At 53.3% G+C, this 15,548-nt stretch carries 13 protein-coding genes; 9 read left to right on the forward strand and 4 right to left on the reverse strand.

All coding sequences use genetic code 11. The annotated features are described in order from the left end of the window. Window positions 1-140: 140 nt before the first annotated feature. Genes mreC through tldD form a run of 6 tightly spaced genes read left to right on the forward strand, consistent with a single transcriptional unit; the run spans window position 141 to window position 9,044 of the window. On the forward strand, window positions 141-1,124 hold the full coding sequence (gene mreC / locus IG609_RS01325) for a rod shape-determining protein MreC (RefSeq protein WP_102119540.1): 984 nt from the start codon (window positions 141-143) through the stop codon (window positions 1,122-1,124). Next, a complete protein-coding gene (mreD, locus tag IG609_RS01330; protein ID WP_012772977.1) occupies window positions 1,121-1,609 on the forward strand; it encodes a rod shape-determining protein MreD in 489 nt (162 codons plus the stop codon). Before mreC ends, mreD begins: the two co-directional genes overlap by 4 nt. A gap of 8 nt (window positions 1,610-1,617) precedes the next feature. Next, on the forward strand, window positions 1,618-2,211 hold the full coding sequence (locus tag IG609_RS01335; RefSeq protein WP_193397204.1) for a Maf family protein: 594 nt from the start codon (window positions 1,618-1,620) through the stop codon (window positions 2,209-2,211). Further along, window positions 2,201-3,670, forward strand: a complete 1,470-nt coding sequence (gene rng / locus IG609_RS01340) for a ribonuclease G (RefSeq protein WP_102119538.1) — start codon at window positions 2,201-2,203, stop codon at window positions 3,668-3,670. Before IG609_RS01335 ends, rng begins: the two co-directional genes overlap by 11 nt. Before the next feature lie 41 nt (window positions 3,671-3,711). Further along, window positions 3,712-7,542 carry an AsmA2 domain-containing protein YhdP gene (yhdP, locus tag IG609_RS01345; RefSeq protein ID WP_193397203.1) on the forward strand — a complete coding sequence of 1,277 codons (3,831 nt, stop codon included), beginning with the start codon at window positions 3,712-3,714 and terminating at the stop codon, window positions 7,540-7,542. A 56-nt stretch (window positions 7,543-7,598) separates the two neighbouring features. After that, complete coding sequence (gene tldD, locus IG609_RS01350; RefSeq protein WP_193397202.1) at window positions 7,599-9,044, forward strand: metalloprotease TldD; 1,446 nt, start codon at window positions 7,599-7,601, stop codon at window positions 9,042-9,044. Window positions 9,045-9,117: 73 nt separating this feature from the next. Here tldD and IG609_RS01355 read toward each other — a convergent pair whose 3' ends face one another. The 3 genes from IG609_RS01355 to aaeR all read right to left on the reverse strand — a co-directional run bounded on the left by IG609_RS01355 (window position 9,118) and on the right by aaeR (window position 11,104). Beyond that, window positions 9,118-9,711 (reverse strand): hypothetical protein, encoded by a 594-nt coding sequence (locus tag IG609_RS01355; protein ID WP_193397201.1) that lies wholly within the window; start codon window positions 9,709-9,711, stop codon window positions 9,118-9,120. A gap of 9 nt (window positions 9,712-9,720) precedes the next feature. Beyond that, window positions 9,721-10,017 carry a hypothetical protein gene (locus IG609_RS01360; protein ID WP_193397200.1) on the reverse strand — a complete coding sequence of 99 codons (297 nt, stop codon included), beginning with the start codon at window positions 10,015-10,017 and terminating at the stop codon, window positions 9,721-9,723. A gap of 151 nt (window positions 10,018-10,168) precedes the next feature. Beyond that, window positions 10,169-11,104, reverse strand: a complete 936-nt coding sequence (gene aaeR / locus IG609_RS01365) for an HTH-type transcriptional activator AaeR (protein WP_039462621.1) — start codon at window positions 11,102-11,104, stop codon at window positions 10,169-10,171. A 334-nt stretch (window positions 11,105-11,438) separates the two neighbouring features. Between aaeR and aaeX the strand changes: the two genes are divergently transcribed. From aaeX to aaeB, 3 genes are read left to right on the forward strand one after another with little or no spacing between them, the layout of a single operon-like run. Then, window positions 11,439-11,642: a p-hydroxybenzoic acid efflux pump operon protein AaeX gene (aaeX, locus tag IG609_RS01370; protein WP_005975424.1), complete on the forward strand. Its 204-nt coding sequence runs from the start codon at window positions 11,439-11,441 to the stop codon at window positions 11,640-11,642. A 7-nt stretch (window positions 11,643-11,649) separates the two neighbouring features. Then, complete coding sequence (aaeA, locus tag IG609_RS01375; protein WP_193397199.1) at window positions 11,650-12,615, forward strand: p-hydroxybenzoic acid efflux pump subunit AaeA; 966 nt, start codon at window positions 11,650-11,652, stop codon at window positions 12,613-12,615. 11 nt (window positions 12,616-12,626) lie between these two features. Further along, window positions 12,627-14,615 (forward strand): p-hydroxybenzoic acid efflux pump subunit AaeB, encoded by a 1,989-nt coding sequence (gene aaeB / locus IG609_RS01380; RefSeq protein WP_193397227.1) that lies wholly within the window; start codon window positions 12,627-12,629, stop codon window positions 14,613-14,615. Between the two features lie 187 nt (window positions 14,616-14,802). Here aaeB and yjgA read toward each other — a convergent pair whose 3' ends face one another. Continuing rightward, complete coding sequence (gene yjgA, locus IG609_RS01385; RefSeq protein WP_010681569.1) at window positions 14,803-15,354, reverse strand: ribosome biogenesis factor YjgA; 552 nt, start codon at window positions 15,352-15,354, stop codon at window positions 14,803-14,805. Between the last annotated feature and the right edge of the window lie 194 nt (window positions 15,355-15,548).

The following is a 15,548-nucleotide window of genomic DNA, read 5'->3' on the forward strand; positions in this document are numbered from 1 at the left end:
ACGCCTGCGTTTTTCATCTCTCGTGGTTACCCCTTTTTTATTTGCCTGAGCAATGAAATTCGCCCTACAGGGTGCCGCTTTGTGACGTTAAAAATCGCTAGGTGCGATTTGAAGTTGCTGTCGAGGAATACGCAAATTTTATGAAGCCGCTTTTTAGCAGGGGGCCTTCCCTGCAATTACGACTTTTTCTTGCTGTCGTTACCGCGATTGTCGTGATCGTTGCGGACAGTCGGCTCGGTTCGTTCGTCAAAATCAGAACGTACATGGACACCACTGTCAGCCCATTCTACTTTCTGGCGAATGGACCCCGTCAGGTTTTGGACAATATGTCTGCCTCACTGGCAACCCGTGAGCAATTAAACCTTGAAAATACCGCGCTGCGTCAGGAACTGTTGATGAAAAACAGTGACCTTTTGCTGCTAGGTCAGTTCAAGCAGGAAAATGCGCGCTTACGTGAACTGCTCGGCTCGCCGCTGCGTCAGGATGAGCAGAAAATGGTAACGCAGGTGATGTCCGCCGGAACCGACCCTTACAGCGATCAGGTGGTGATTGATAAAGGTCAGGCGAACGGCGTGTATGAAGGGCAGCCGGTCATCAGCGATAAAGGCGTGGTGGGTCAGGTTGTGGCGGTGGGTCAATTTACCAGCCGGGTTTTGTTGATTTGTGATGTTTCCCACGCGTTGCCGATTCAGGTGCTACGCAATGATATCCGCGTGATTGCCGCCGGCAATGGCTGCGCCGACGATCTGCAACTCGAACACCTGCCTAACAATACCGATATCCGAGTGGGTGACGTACTGGTCACATCGGGTCTGGGCGGTCGTTTCCCAGAAGGCTATCCGGTTGGTGTTGTGTCATCGGTCAAGGCCGATACGCAGCGAGCCTATACGATTATTCAGGCACGTCCGACTGCGGGGCTACAGCGCCTGCGCTATTTGCTATTACTGTGGGGCGTGGAAAACAACGCCAATACGGCGTTACCGCCAGCGGAAGTGCATCGGGTTGCCAATGAGCGTCTGATGCAGATGATGCCGCAGGTTTTACCGTCGCCTAACGATATGGGACCGCCGCTTCCTCCTGATATCGCTACGCCCACCGCTGAGCCGCAGAGAGGCCGCCAATGAACCGTTATCGTAGGCATGGCAACTGGATTATCTGGCTTTCTTTTCTGATCGCCATGGTTTTGCAGATTATGCCGTGGCCGGATGAAATCTACATGTTTCGCCCCTCCTGGCTGACACTATTCCTGATTTACTGGGTGATGGCATTGCCACATCGGGTGAATGTTGGCACAGGATTTATATTAGGTCTGATTATGGACCTGATTCTTGGGTCTACACTAGGAGTACGGGCGCTGGCGCTGAGCATTATTGCTTATTTGGTCGCCTTTAAATTCCAGCTATTCCGAAATATGGCGCTATGGCAGCAGGCGTTAATCGTTATGTTGTTGTCGCTGCTGATGGATCTCACGGTATTCTGGGCAGAATTTTTAGTTATTAATGTCTCTTTCCGACCGGAAACATTCTGGAATAGCGTCGTTGATGGCGTACTCTGGCCGTGGCTGTTCTTGCTGATGCGTAAAATTCGTCGTCAGTTTACTGTGCAATAAGGTGATTCATGACTCAGCTTTATCTGGCCTCCGCTTCTCCTCGCCGTCGCGAACTGCTCACGCAGCTCGATATTCCTTTTTCTGTACTGAATATCGCGGTGGAAGAACAGCGGTTACCGGAGGAGGCGGCGGAAGTGTATGTCCGGCGTCTGGCGCATGAGAAAGCGGCTGCGGGTGTCGTGGCGGCACCGTCTGATTTGCCGGTTCTGGGTGCCGACACCATTGTGGTACTGAACGGCCAAGTATTGGAAAAACCACAGGATGAAGCCCATGCGGCAGAGATGCTGAGTCAGCTGTCCGGGAAATCACATCAGGTGATGACAGCCGTCGCGCTGGCAGATAAAGACGATGTATTGAGCTGTCTGGTAGTAACCGATGTCGTCTTCCGTCCGCTCTCGCAGCAGGATATCGAACGGTATATCGCCAGTGGCGAACCGATGGATAAAGCCGGGGCTTACGGTATTCAGGGCAAAGGTGGATGCTTTGTCCGGTCGCTTAACGGGAGCTATTACGCGGTGGTTGGGTTGCCGCTGGTAGAAACCCATGAGCTATTCAGTAATTTTGCTGCGTTGCGGAGTGCAAGAGGAAAACATGACTGCTGAGTTACTGGTAAACGTCACACCGTCAGAAACGCGCGTTGCCTATATCGACGGCGGTATTCTGCAAGAAATTCATATTGAGCGCGATGCGAAGCGCGGCATTGTCGGCAACATTTATAAAGGCCGCGTGAGTCGCGTCCTGCCGGGCATGCAGGCAGCGTTTGTGGATATCGGTCTGGATAAAGCGGCATTCCTGCACGCGTCCGATATTATGCCGCACACCGAATGCGTTGCCGGTGACGAACAGAAGAATTTTCACGTCCGTGACATCGCCGAACTGGTACGTCAGGGGCAGGATCTCATGGTGCAAGTGGTCAAAGATCCGCTGGGAACCAAAGGCGCACGGCTGACGACGGATATCACGCTGCCGTCGCGCTATCTGGTGTTTATGCCCGGTGCATCGCATGTCGGCGTGTCACAGCGAATAGAGAGCGAAGCGGAACGCGAGCGCTTAAAGAAGACGGTCGCCGAGTATTGTGATGATGACGGTGGTTTCATCATTCGTACCGCAGCGGAAGGGATTGGTGAAGAAGAACTCTCGCAGGATGCGGCGTTCCTGAAGCGTCTGTGGGGCAAGGTGATGGAGCGCAAAAAGCGCAATCAGACCAAATGTAAGCTCTACGGTGAAGTGGCGCTCGCCCAGCGAATTTTGCGTGATTTCGCCGGTGCTGCGCTGGATCGCATTCGGATTGATTCTCGGCTGACGTATGAAGCACTGCTGGAATTTACCGTCGAATATATCCCAGAGATGACCCGCAAACTCGAGCACTATGCGGGCAAACAGCCAATTTTTGACCTGTTTGACGTGGAAAATGAGATCCAGCGTTCGCTGGACAGAAAGGTTGAGCTGAAGTCTGGCGGCTATTTGATCATCGATCAGACTGAAGCGATGACGACTATCGACATCAACACAGGGGCGTTTGTCGGCCATCGCAATCTGGATGAAACCATTTTCAATACCAACACAGAAGCGACACAGGCGATTGCGCGACAGCTGCGTCTACGTAACCTTGGTGGCATCATCATTATCGATTTCATCGATATGAATAACGAAGATCACCGTCGGCGGGTGCTGCATTCACTGGAGCAGGCGCTCAGTAAAGATCGGGTCAAAACCAGTATTAACGGCTTCTCTCAACTAGGGTTAGTGGAGATGACGCGCAAACGCACGCGTGAGAGTATCGAACACGTGCTGTGTCATGAATGCCCGACGTGCCATGGTCGTGGCACGGTGAAGACGGTCGAAAGCGTCTGCTATGAAATCATGCGCGAAATCGTGCGAGTCCACCACGCTTATGACACCGATCGTTTCCTGGTCTATGCCTCACCGGCTGTCGGGGAAGCGCTGAGAAGCGAAGAGTCGCACGCGTTAGCTGAGGTTGAAATTTTCGTCGGCAAACAGGTCAAAGTACAAATCGAACCCCTGTATAGCCAGGAGCAGTTTGACGTTGTCATGATGTAAATTCGTGCGCTCGTCGTCGGCGACGAAAGAAGGAGAAATTAGTGAGGCGACTGCCCGGAATACTCATCATCACGGGTGCCACTCTTGTCGTGATGGTTGCGCTGTTAGTCAGCGGCTTAAGACTGGTGCTGCCACAGCTCGATCACTTCCGGCCACAGCTGGTGGCCTGGGCGCAGTCTGCTGCCGGTGTTCCGTTAGAAATCGGCTCGATGACGGGGCGTTGGGAGTCCTTTGGCCCCACGCTGGAAATTGAAAAGCTTCGCACGTCCCTGCCGGAATCGGACTGGCAGGTTGAACGCATTACGCTAGCGCTGGATGTGTGGCAGTCGCTGTTGCACGGGCGCTGGCAGTTTCGCGATCTCACATTTCACCAGTTAAAACTGGATATTAATAGCCAATTTACCGGGCAGCAGCAGGATAGCAAGCTGATGGCATCAGGGAAGGTCAGCGATCTTTTCCTGCGCCAGTTTGACCACTTTGACCTGCGTGACAGCCGCATTACCTTTCTTACCCCTTCTGGTTCCCGCGCGGAGCTGAGCATTCCTCAACTGACCTGGTTAAATTCCGAGAAGCGTCACCGGGCGGAAGGCTTGATCAGCCTGTCGAGTTTTAATGGTCAGCACGGCGTCGTGCAGATGCGTATGGACTTGCACGACGATCATGGGCTGCTCAGCAATGGCACGTTCTACCTGCAGGCTGACAATATCGATATGAAGCCCTGGCTTAGCCGCTGGATGAAAAACACAACCGGGCTGGAAAGTGCCGATTTTAGTCTCGCAGCGTGGCTCAACCTCCGTGATGGTGACATTCACAGCGGCGATGTGTTCCTCAATCACGGAACGGCAGGCTGGGGTGAAGGCAGCGATGCGCATCGCCTGAATGTGGATGATATGACGCTGCACGTCAGCCGTCAGGAAAATGGCTGGCAGGTAGATGTTCCCACGCTGAATTTGGCAACGGATGGCATCGTCTGGCCCAAAGGTCGGCTTTCTGCCCTGTGGTTGCCAAAAAATGAACACATGCTGGGGCCCGATCGGCAGGAAGAGCTTCGCGTTCGAGCCAGCAATGTGGCATTAGAGCGGATAAGTACGCTGCTTCCGCTGCTGTCCGGCACAACACCGGCCTTGAAGGATCGCTGGGAGGCACTGCAACCGACGGGCACATTGAATAGCGTTGCCGTCGATATCCCTTTGCAACAGCCGGAGAGAAGCCGTTTCCACGCCAACTGGCAGGATGTTAGCTGGAAGCAGTGGAAATTGCTGCCGGGCGTCGATCATTTCTCCGGCTCTGCCCGTGGTAGTGCCGAACGCGGTCAGGTCAGCATCGCGTTAAAGCAGAGCACGCTGCCCTATGCCGATATGTTCCGTGCGCCGCTGGAAATCAAGCAAGCCAGCGGCACGATTGACTGGCGTAATGATGCACAGGGTCTGGCGCTCTGGAGCCATGGGCTGGACGTGCAGGCGAAATCGATATGGGCTAACGGCGATTTCCGCTATGAACAGCCAGTTAAGCAGGAACCGAAACTGGATATTCTGGCGGGCATTCGGCTGACCGATGCGGCGGATGCCTGGCGCTATTATCCTGAACGGTTTATGGGCACCGAACTGGTGGATTATCTGAGCGGCGCACTGAAAGGCGGACATGTCGATAACGCCACCTTGATCTTTGCCGGTAATCCGCAGCATTTCCCCTATACGCATAACGAAGGACAGTTTGAAGTCTGGGTGCCAGTTAAAGAGGCTACCTTTGAATTTCAGCCGGGCTGGCCTGCGCTGACACCGCTGGATATTAATCTGGATTTTGCCAACAACGGCTTGTGGATGTTTGCGCCGCAAGCCTGGCTGGGCAAAGTGGAAGGCAAGAATATTAGCGCGGTCATTCCCGATTATGAAAAAGAGATGCTGCTCGTCGATGGCGAACTGGACGGTCCGGGGCCTGAGGTAGGGAACTATTTTCATCAGACGCCGCTGAAACCCTCGCTGGGTACGGCATTGGATGAGCTGAAAATTGGCGGACCGGTGAAAGGGACGCTGCATCTGGATATTCCGCTTGTTGGTGACGATGTCCGCGCCAGTGGCGACATTACGCTGAACAATAACAGTCTCTACATCAAGCCGCTGGATACCACGATTAAGAATCTCACGGGTAAGTTCCGCTATGAGAACGGCAACTTACGCAGTGAAACCCTTCAGGCGAATTGGCTGAATCAGCCGATGGCGGTCAATTTCACGACGGAAGAGCAAGCGAAGGCTTTTCTGGTGAATGTGGGCTTGCAGGGTGACTGGCAGCCTGCGCGCTTGCCCGGTTTACCTGCATCGGCCAGCAAAGCCCTGTCCGGCACGGCAGGCTGGAAAAGTACGATTGCCGTCAACCTGCCGCATTCTGGTAAGACAACTTATAATGTTGATGTACAAACTGATTTCAATAAAGTAAGTAGTCACTTACCTAACCCGCTAAGTAAACCCGCTGGCGAGAGCCTGCCGCTGGAGGTAAAAGCCAGCGGCGACCTGAATGGTTTTGCGATGAAGGGACGGCTGGGCAAGGATAACCACTTCAATAGCCAATGGCTGCTGAAAGGCGACACGGTGACACTGGCGCGGGCAAGCTGGCAGAAAGGGGCAGCGGTGGCGCCTGGATTGCCAGAAGATTCTTCGCTGGTGCTCGATCTTCCGCCGCTGGATGCTGAAAGCTGGCTGGGGCTTTTGCCTTCTCTGCGTGCTTCGACACCAGTGGAAGGGAAAAAGGCGCACAGTACGCTTCGTTTTCCAGAAGCCGTGACGTTGCGAACGCCTGAGCTACAGCTGCTGGGGCAGCAGTGGCACGATCTGGAAATCACGCGTAAAAATATGCTTGCTGGCAGTGAAGTGCAGGTAAAAGGGCGCGAAATTGACGGAACGGTTGAGATACCCAATCGTGGCATGTGGCGCAGCGACATCCATTATCTCTACTACAATCCTCAGTGGAAAGGGAATGAAGCGACCAACCCGGTGGCATTAGCAGAGAAAAAATCACCGCTAAACGACCCGAGTATCAGCTTTGAAGACTGGCCGTCGCTGGCAGTTAACTGTCGCCAGTGCTGGATTGTCGGGCAGAATATGGGACGTATTCAGGGGACGCTGCTGACAGAAAAGGAAAAATTAACGCTGACGGATGGCATCATTGATACGGGCAAAGCCCGTCTGACGGTAAACGGTTCCTGGCAGGAAAACGCGGAAGGCGTGCGGACGGCGCTAAAAGGCCGCCTGACAGGGGAGAATCTGGAGCAAAACGCTAACTGGTTTGGCGTTGATTCACCGCTGAAAGCCGGTTCTTTCGATGTGGACTACGATCTGTACTGGCGCGGTACGCCTTGGGCACCGGATATTGCCAGCCTGAGCGGAATATTGCACACGCGCATTGGTAAAGGTGAAATTGCCGAAGTGGGCGCGGGTCAGGCGGGTCAATTGCTACGTTTATTGAGCTTTGATGCGCTGATGCGTAAGCTGCGGTTCGATTTTAGCGATACGTTTGGTCGCGGATTTTACTTCGACTCGATTCGCAACACGGCATGGATTAAAGACGGCGTGTTGCATACTGATGATATGTTGGTCGACGGGCTGGAGGCCGATATCGCGATAAAAGGCGATCTCGATCTCGCTAAGCGACAGGTCAATATGGAAGCGGTTATCGCTCCGGAAATTTCCGCGACGGTGGGGGTGGCGACCGCATTTGCCGTTAACCCGGTTGTCGGGGCCGCAGTGTTTGCTGCCAGTAAAGTGCTGGCACCGCTATGGAACAAGATTTCGCTGATACGCTACCAGATTTCCGGTAGCCTCGATCAGCCAAAGATTCAGGAAGTGTTGCGTGAGCCGAACAAGAAGAAAGGCGAATAATGCCGTTAGGGCAGCGCAGCGTACTCAGCCGATTATCTGATAAAGAGTGAAAAACTATGAGCCTTTCGTTTGTCAGTGAGCAGTTACTCACCGCCAATAAATTGAATCTTGACGATCTTGCTGCTGTGCTGGGGTCGCTTAATGAGCGTCGACTGGACTATGCCGATCTCTATTTCCAGTCCAGCTACCATGAGTCCTGGGTACTGGAAGATCGCATCATTAAAGACGGTTCTTACAATATCGATCAGGGCGTGGGTATCCGTGCGATTGACGGTGAAAAGACCGGGTTTGCTTATGCCGATCAGATCACGTTGAACGCATTACATCAGAGCGCGCAGGCTGCGCGCAGCATTGTACGGGAACAGGGTTCAGGCACGGCGCACACGTTGGGTGCAGTATCGCATCATGCGCTTTATCCAACGTTGAACCCGCTGGATAGCCTGACGCGTGAGGACAAAATTGCGCTGTTGCAGCGTGCCGACACGGTCGCGCGTGCCGCCGATGCGCGTGTACAGGAAGTCTCAGCCAGCCTGACCGGCGTGTATGAGCTGGTGCTGGTGGCTGCGACGGACGGTACGCTGGCGGCGGATGTGCGCCCGCTGGTTCGTCTGTCGATCAGCGTGCTGGTTGAATCTGAGGGCAAACGTGAACGCGGTTCCAGCGGCGGCGGCCTGCGTGGCGGCTATGACTATTTCTGGGAAGTGGCTGACGGCGAAGCACGCGTCGACGCCTGGGCGAAGGAAGCCGTGCGAATGGCGCTGGTTAACCTGTCGGCGGTGGCCGCTCCTGCTGGGCCAATGCCCGTGGTGTTGGGTGCCGGCTGGCCGGGTGTACTGCTGCATGAAGCCGTTGGTCATGGTTTGGAAGGTGATTTTAACCGTCGCGGTACGTCAGTATTCAGCGGGCAGATGGGGAAACTCGTTGCGTCAGAGCTGTGCACGGTGGTTGATGACGGCACGCTGACCGGACGTCGCGGTTCAGTTTCGATGGATGATGAAGGGGTTCCGGGGCAATACAATGTCCTGATTGAAAACGGTATTCTGAAAGGCTACATGCAGGACAAGCTGAATGCGCGTCTGATGGGCGTTGCGCCAACGGGCAATGGGCGTCGCGAATCTTATGCGCATCTGCCGATGCCGCGTATGACTAACACCTATATGCTGGCCGGAAAATCCACGCCGGAAGAGATTATCTCCAGCGTCGAATACGGCTTGTATGCGCCAAACTTTGGTGGCGGTCAGGTCGATATTACCTCTGGTAAGTTCGTCTTCTCGACATCCGAAGCCTACCTGATCGAAAAAGGCCGTGTCACTACCCCAGTCAAAGGTGCGACGCTGATTGGCTCCGGCATTGAAGCGATGCAGCAGATCTCGATGGTCGGCAACGATCTGGCGCTGGATAAAGGCGTCGGCGTATGCGGCAAAGAGGGGCAAAGTCTGCCTGTCGGCGTGGGTCAGCCTACGCTGAAGCTGGAAAGCCTAACCGTCGGCGGCACCGCGTAATTTGCTCTGAGTCCTGAGTTCCCTTTAAGACCGCGCGTTATTAGCGCGGTTTTTTATGTAGCGGAACACACAATCAGGACACCGCGGCAATAATCGATTTGAGCTGCTTGATGTGTATTTCATCCCGCTGTACCAAAACGTCTTCCTTAATCTTGAGAACAATGCCTTTTAACAGATCTGTGGTGCTGGAGATATTTGTCGCGGTTTTGAGTACATCAATGTCTGTCGCGACATGCCTGCCTTTAAGCGAAAGACGTTTCTCGGATTTTCCTTTTGCCAAATCACTTTGTAGAAAACGCGGGATATCTTTTGCCGCTGCGTGGTCAGCTGCCAGCGTGTGCAGATAATATTTCATCAGCGTGGGAATAAAATCGGGCTCCCCACCTAATTCGCAACTTGCCAGATTCAGGATGTCTATCATGTGCGCGGGCACTCGACTTTCCAGCGCTTTACGCTGCACATCCAGTGCTTTCTTAATCATGGGGGTCGACTGATGGGGGATGATGGCAACATTTCCGCAGCGTTCGCAAACGCCAACCAAAACCTGCCTCACCACGCCGCTATTATCGCTGAACGGGACGTCTTTAAGTTGAAACGTCGCAGTTTCAAGTGACTGGCATGTGTCACAGAGAGCGACTTGTGTATCGCCGACTTTGAAAATTTTCATGTCATCGCCTCAATGATGGACGCTAATAAAGACACAATCTGGCTCGGTAAAATACCATTTGATATACCACAGTATTCCCCGATGGCGGCAACGGATGATATGAACATCAATATGCGCTGCAAAATGATGTGGTGAAGAGGAGTAAGATGGCTCGGCAGATTGATAAATAATATCAATGAGTTCTGTTATTGATGTTTGTCCGGTTGCCAGAAAATTCTTCGTGCTGATGTTCCCTCTGGCTTCATGCAGCACATTACCTGACTGCAAACAGACAATAAGCTGCTTTTTGGCATCCTTGAATCCCATTCCTCATCTATATTGTACGAATTTATTCGTACGTTATCCATGTGATTTTACTTTCCTGAACGAAGGGAAGAGATATAGCGCAAGAATGTTGGGAGCGGGATGTGTTTTGTATGAAAGAGGGAAACGCCTCGCATTTTCCTCTTTGCAAAACCTACTTTTTTTCCTCGCTATGATTCTGCCGATAGCCCTGATATGTCAGGGCGACGTTTTTGAAGTATTCCGTCATGTAGTTAATGCAGACCTGTACTTTCAGCGGCAGGTTGTCTTTGCGGGTGTAGAGCGCGTAGACCGGACGCGGGTCGGAGTGGTAGCGGTTAAACAGAATCTCGATTTCACCGCGGTTAATTTCATCCACGACCCACATGAGCGGCACGTACGCGATACCCGCGCCGGTCTTAAGCCAACGTACCAGCGTTTGTGGATCGTTAGTGACAAAGCGTCCTTGTGGTGTGACGCGGGTCGAAATGCCTTCTGGGGCGATCAGCTCGAATTCGCTGTCGGGTCGTACGCTGTATTCCAGCCAGGAAAAATTCACCATATCTGCCGGTTTATCCGGCGTGCCGTGCTGTGCCAGATAGCTTTTTGCGGCACAGACCACCATCGGCATCGAGCCTAATCGTTTCGAGAACAGGCTGGAATCCTGTAGCGCGCCGACGCGGATAACGATATCTAGCCCGTCGGCAATCAGGTCGGGAGCGGGAATCCCGGTGACCAAATTGACGGATAGACCGGGATATTCCTTCAGCATGGCGGCAGTCATGGTGGACAACACATTCTGCGCCATCGTGGAGGAACTACCGATGCGCAGCGTGCCGATCGGCGTGTTGTTGAAGGCGTAAAGCTGCTCATGGACCTCATGCGCCTCGTGCAGCATGCGGCGACAGCCGTGGTAGTAAATTTTCCCCGCTTCCGTCAAACCAATGCTGCGCGTACTGCGATTAAGCAGCTTAATCTGTAGCTCATCTTCAAGCTTGGTGACGGTCTGGCTGACGGCGGATACGCTCATCTGTAACTGACGGGCAGCGGCGGTAAAAGAACCAAATTCCACTACGCGGGCAAACACCGACATACTCTTTAGTCTTTCCATTATTCACTCTGGCTTAAAAGTGATTTAGATCACACTATGTAGATAAGGTGATAATAAGCATCCATAATATAGCCTATCCGGTGGTTCTGAGCAGAACAGAGCCATTCAATGATTGTGTTTATTTACCTAATTAGAGTAATACGCTGATTTCCCATCGTTAGTCAGCCCTTGCTGACATCGCTATTCATCAGTTTAACGCTATCCCATCCGTTGGCTACCCGCCTGCGGCATGAGGCTCTGTCGTCGGTGCTGAAAGGCCGCGCCAGACGACATAATTTACCACCCGGTAGCGCACCTGCTCGCTACCGCTCTCTAATAGAAAAAGGAAAAGAGGATGAGTTCACTCCCGGTTATGGTGCTGTTCGGGCTGTCATTTCCCCCCGTATTTTTTGTCTTGCTGGTATCGCTCACCCTGTTTTTTGTCGTGAATCGCTTGCTGCAACCGACGGGTATCTATGACTTCGTCTGGCATCCGGCGCTGTTTAACAGCGCGCTGTTCTGCTGTCTGTTTTATTTACTGTTCCGTTACGGTCTATGAGGTGTCTGTGAAAGCGTTCTTTTTACCCTTGTTTAGACAGCAGGCTGTGCTGATCAAAAAACTAAGCCGCGTAGTTATTACGCTGGTGATTGTGTTGTGTGCCATTGTGGCAATCTTCCGGGTGTGGGCGTTTTATACCGAATCGCCCTGGACGCGTGATGCCAAATTTACCGCAGATGTGGTGGCGATCGCACCAGATGTCAGCGGGTTATTGACCGATGTTCGCGTCACGGACAATCAGCTGGTAAACAAAGGTGATGTGCTGTTTGTCATCGACCAGCCTCGCTACCACCATGCCGTGGCGCAGGCGGAAGCCGATGTTGCCTACTATCAGGCGCTGGTGACGGAAAAACGCCGGGAATCAGGGCGTCGGGCGCGGCTGGGCATCAGTGCGATGTCACAGGAAAATATTGATCAGTCCAGTAATGCATTGGAAACCGTCACGCACCAGCTTGCTAAAGCGCAGGCGGTATTGTCATTGGCGAAACTGGAGCTGGAGCGCACCGTGGTTCATGCCCCTGCCGACGGCTGGGTCACCAACCTTCATGTGCAAAGTGGTGAATTTATCGAACGCGGTAATACGGCGGTGGCACTGGTGAAAAAGAATTCGTTTTACCTGCTGGCGTACATGGAAGAGACCAAACTTGAAGGCGTGCGTCGTGGCTATCGTGCGGAAATCACCCCGTTGGGTAGCGAAAAGATATTCTATGGCACGGTGGATAGCGTGGCGGCTGGTGTGAATAACAGCAGCAACAGTGCGAACACGAAAGGTCTGGCTAACGTGGATTCCAATCTGGAGTGGGTACGTTTGGCGCAGCGTGTGCCGGTAAAAATCCGTCTCGATCGACAAATGGGCGATCTCTATCCGGCTGGCACTACGGCGACCGTGGTGATTACCGGCGAGCAGGTTAACAACGACAAAAAACCGTCGCCGCTCATTCGCCTTCTTTATCGCCTGCGCGAGTTTGGCTAAGTGAGGCGATGATGAAAACTCCGTCGCTAACAGGCTCTATGTTCTTTACGACGCCACAGTTTGCGCGCTTGCGCTTCGCTTTCAAGCTGAGCTTCGCGATCGTGCTGTCCCTGTTTCTGGGGTTCCATCTCCAGTTGGAAACACCGCGCTGGTCGGTGCTGACGGCGGCGCTGGTCGCCGCTGGTCCGGCGTTTGCTGCGGGCGGTGAGCCATTTTCTGGCGCCATTCGCCATCGTGGTATGCTACGTGTTGTCGGCACTTTTATCGGCTGTATCGGCGCGCTTGTCATCATTATCGTGACCGTTCGCGCACCGGTTGTGATGTTGATGCTGTGCTGTATTTGGGCTGGCCTCTGCACCTGGGTTTCTTCACTGGTTAAAGTCGAAAACGCCTATGTGTTCGGGCTGGCAGGCTATACCGCACTGATTATTATTGTGTCGACGCAGGGGACACCGCTGCTGACGCCGCAGTTTGCCGTGGAGCGATGTAGCGAGATTGTACTGGGCATCGTCTGCGCCATTCTGGCGGATTTACTGTTCTCACCGCGCTCGATCAAGCAGGATGTTGACCGCAGTATCGGTGAACTGCTGGTGGATCAGTATCGATTACTGCAACTCAGCATGAGTGGAGCGGAGAGAGAAGTGATAGATACGGCATGGCATGCGTTGGTGCGTAAAACGACCGCGTTAAATGGCATGCGCAGTAGCCTGATGCTGGAGTCTTCACGCTGGCAGAACAGCAATCGCCGCTTAACATCGCTGCATACGCAATCGCTCACGATGATCACACAGGCGTGTGAAACCTATCTGATGTTGCAGGATGTCCCTACCCCTGTAAAAAGCAGCCTGAAATTGGTGTTGGATCAGCCTGTTGAATCGCTCCGCGATGTGCATTGCCGTGTGAAAGCATTACGTCACTTGATTGCGGCTGATAGCCGCGATGTGCCGCCTACGTTGGTCAGTTGGGTTGGAGCGGCAACGCGCTATCTGCTGCTGGCGAAGGGCGTGCAGACCAATGGACGCATTAGTACGATAGAAGCTGACGTGCTGAACAGCGAGGTGGAAATCAAAGCGCCTTCGGCTGAAACCCATCATGCCATGATCAACGGTTTACGCACCGGAGTGGCGACGGCGCTGGGCTGCCTGTTCTGGCTAAGTACTGGCTGGACTTCCGGCAGCGTGTGTATGGTGATGATTGCGGTGGTGACGTCGCTTGCCATGCGGTTACCGAACCCGCAGATGATGGCAAAGGATTTTCTTTTTGGGACGATCTACGCGCTGCCGCTGGGCGCATTGATGTTCATGTTTATTATGCCGTCAACGCAGCAAAGCATGCTGCTGCTGTGCCTGAGTCTGGGGGCGATGGCTTTCTTCCTCGGGCTTGAGGTACAAAAGCGTCGGTTGGGCTCGCTGGGCGCATTAGCCAGTACGATCAATATCCTAGTACTGGATAACCCGATGACATTCAACATTAGCCAGTTTCTGGACAGCGCGATCGGCCAGATCATCGGCTGTTTTCTGGCGTTGATGGTGATCTTGCTGATCCGAGATAACACCAAGGCACATACGGGGAGAACGCTGTTGAACCGCTTTGTGTATGGTGCAGTCTCGGCACTGACGACCAACACCGTGCGGCGAAAAGAAAATCACCTGCCAGCGCTGTATCAACAGCTGTTCCTGCTGCTGAGCCGCTTCCCTGACGATATTGCCAAGTATCGCCTTGCGCTGTGGCTGATCATCATGCACCAACGTTTGAGAACGCTGGATATTCCGCAAAACGCGGTGCTGTCTGCCTTCCATCGCCAGATTCGTGCAACCGCAGAGCAGGTGATTTCAGCTCGGCGCGATACTACGCGCAGCCGCTATTTCACGCAGCTGTTGGACGAGCTTGAACGTTATCAGCAGATGCTGACAGAACAGCAGCTTCCCCCGAGCGTGACGGCACCTGTAGGGCGACTAAGCGGGATTCTGCGTGATTATCAGCATGCGTTAAGCAGCTAATTTTGGTGGACGGTGCGGAGCCGAGCAGGAGATTGTTTACGTGGTGAATGGCTAACAGCTTCAGCAAGGCAAATGTTTCTTGCTGTTTTTCATATTCAGTGATGTCCATAACCACCATTTTGGCTTCACTATCTTGGGTGATAATACACGGGATGAGTGAGATAGACTCCTCACCCCGCTTTTGCCGTTAGTCTGTGGTTTCAGCCAGTTCGCGCAGATACTGGAAGATCTGGCGGGCGGATTTCGGCGGCTTATTCGTCGCTTTCTCTTTCTGCGCATTCCGCACCAGAGAACGCAACTGCTGACGGTCTGCGTGAGGATACAGCGCCAGAATATCAGGAACCACATCGTCACCCTCTTCAATCAGACGATCACGCAGCTGTTCCAGCTTGTGGAATAACGCCACCTGCTGATTATGGCGGTTGTTCAGCTTATCCAGCGCGGTTTGGATCGGCTCTGGATCGCGGGCGCGCAGCATTTTACCAATCAACTGTAGCTGACGGCGGCGACCTTCTTTCTTGATCCGCTGTGCCAGTTCCACCGCTGCACGCAGATCGTCGTCCAACGGGATCTTTTCCAGAGCGTTCTTGCCCAGATCGACCAGTTCCGCGCCGAGATCTTTCAGCGCTTCGGCATCGCGCTTTATTTCACTTTTGCTGACCCAGATAATTTCATCATCTTCGTCGTCTTCTTGGTTATCGGGGACGTCATTCAGCCAGTCTTCGTACTTTTGCTTCATGGTTGGCTCCTAAAAAGTGTCCAGGAGCAATTCGTAACGCTACGCGTAGCGGCTCCGGGATGGTGAACAGCGTGCCCACCAGAAAAAAGAGGCTGATACTAACAGGTTTGGGCTTTGTGCGAAATTGTCCGTAGATCCTGTTAGACTAGAAAGCATTATGCTACACCTTTTTATGCTCGTCATACTTCAAGTTG

The organism is Pectobacterium quasiaquaticum (assembly GCF_014946775.2).
Classification (GTDB): domain Bacteria; phylum Pseudomonadota; class Gammaproteobacteria; order Enterobacterales; family Enterobacteriaceae; genus Pectobacterium; species Pectobacterium aquaticum.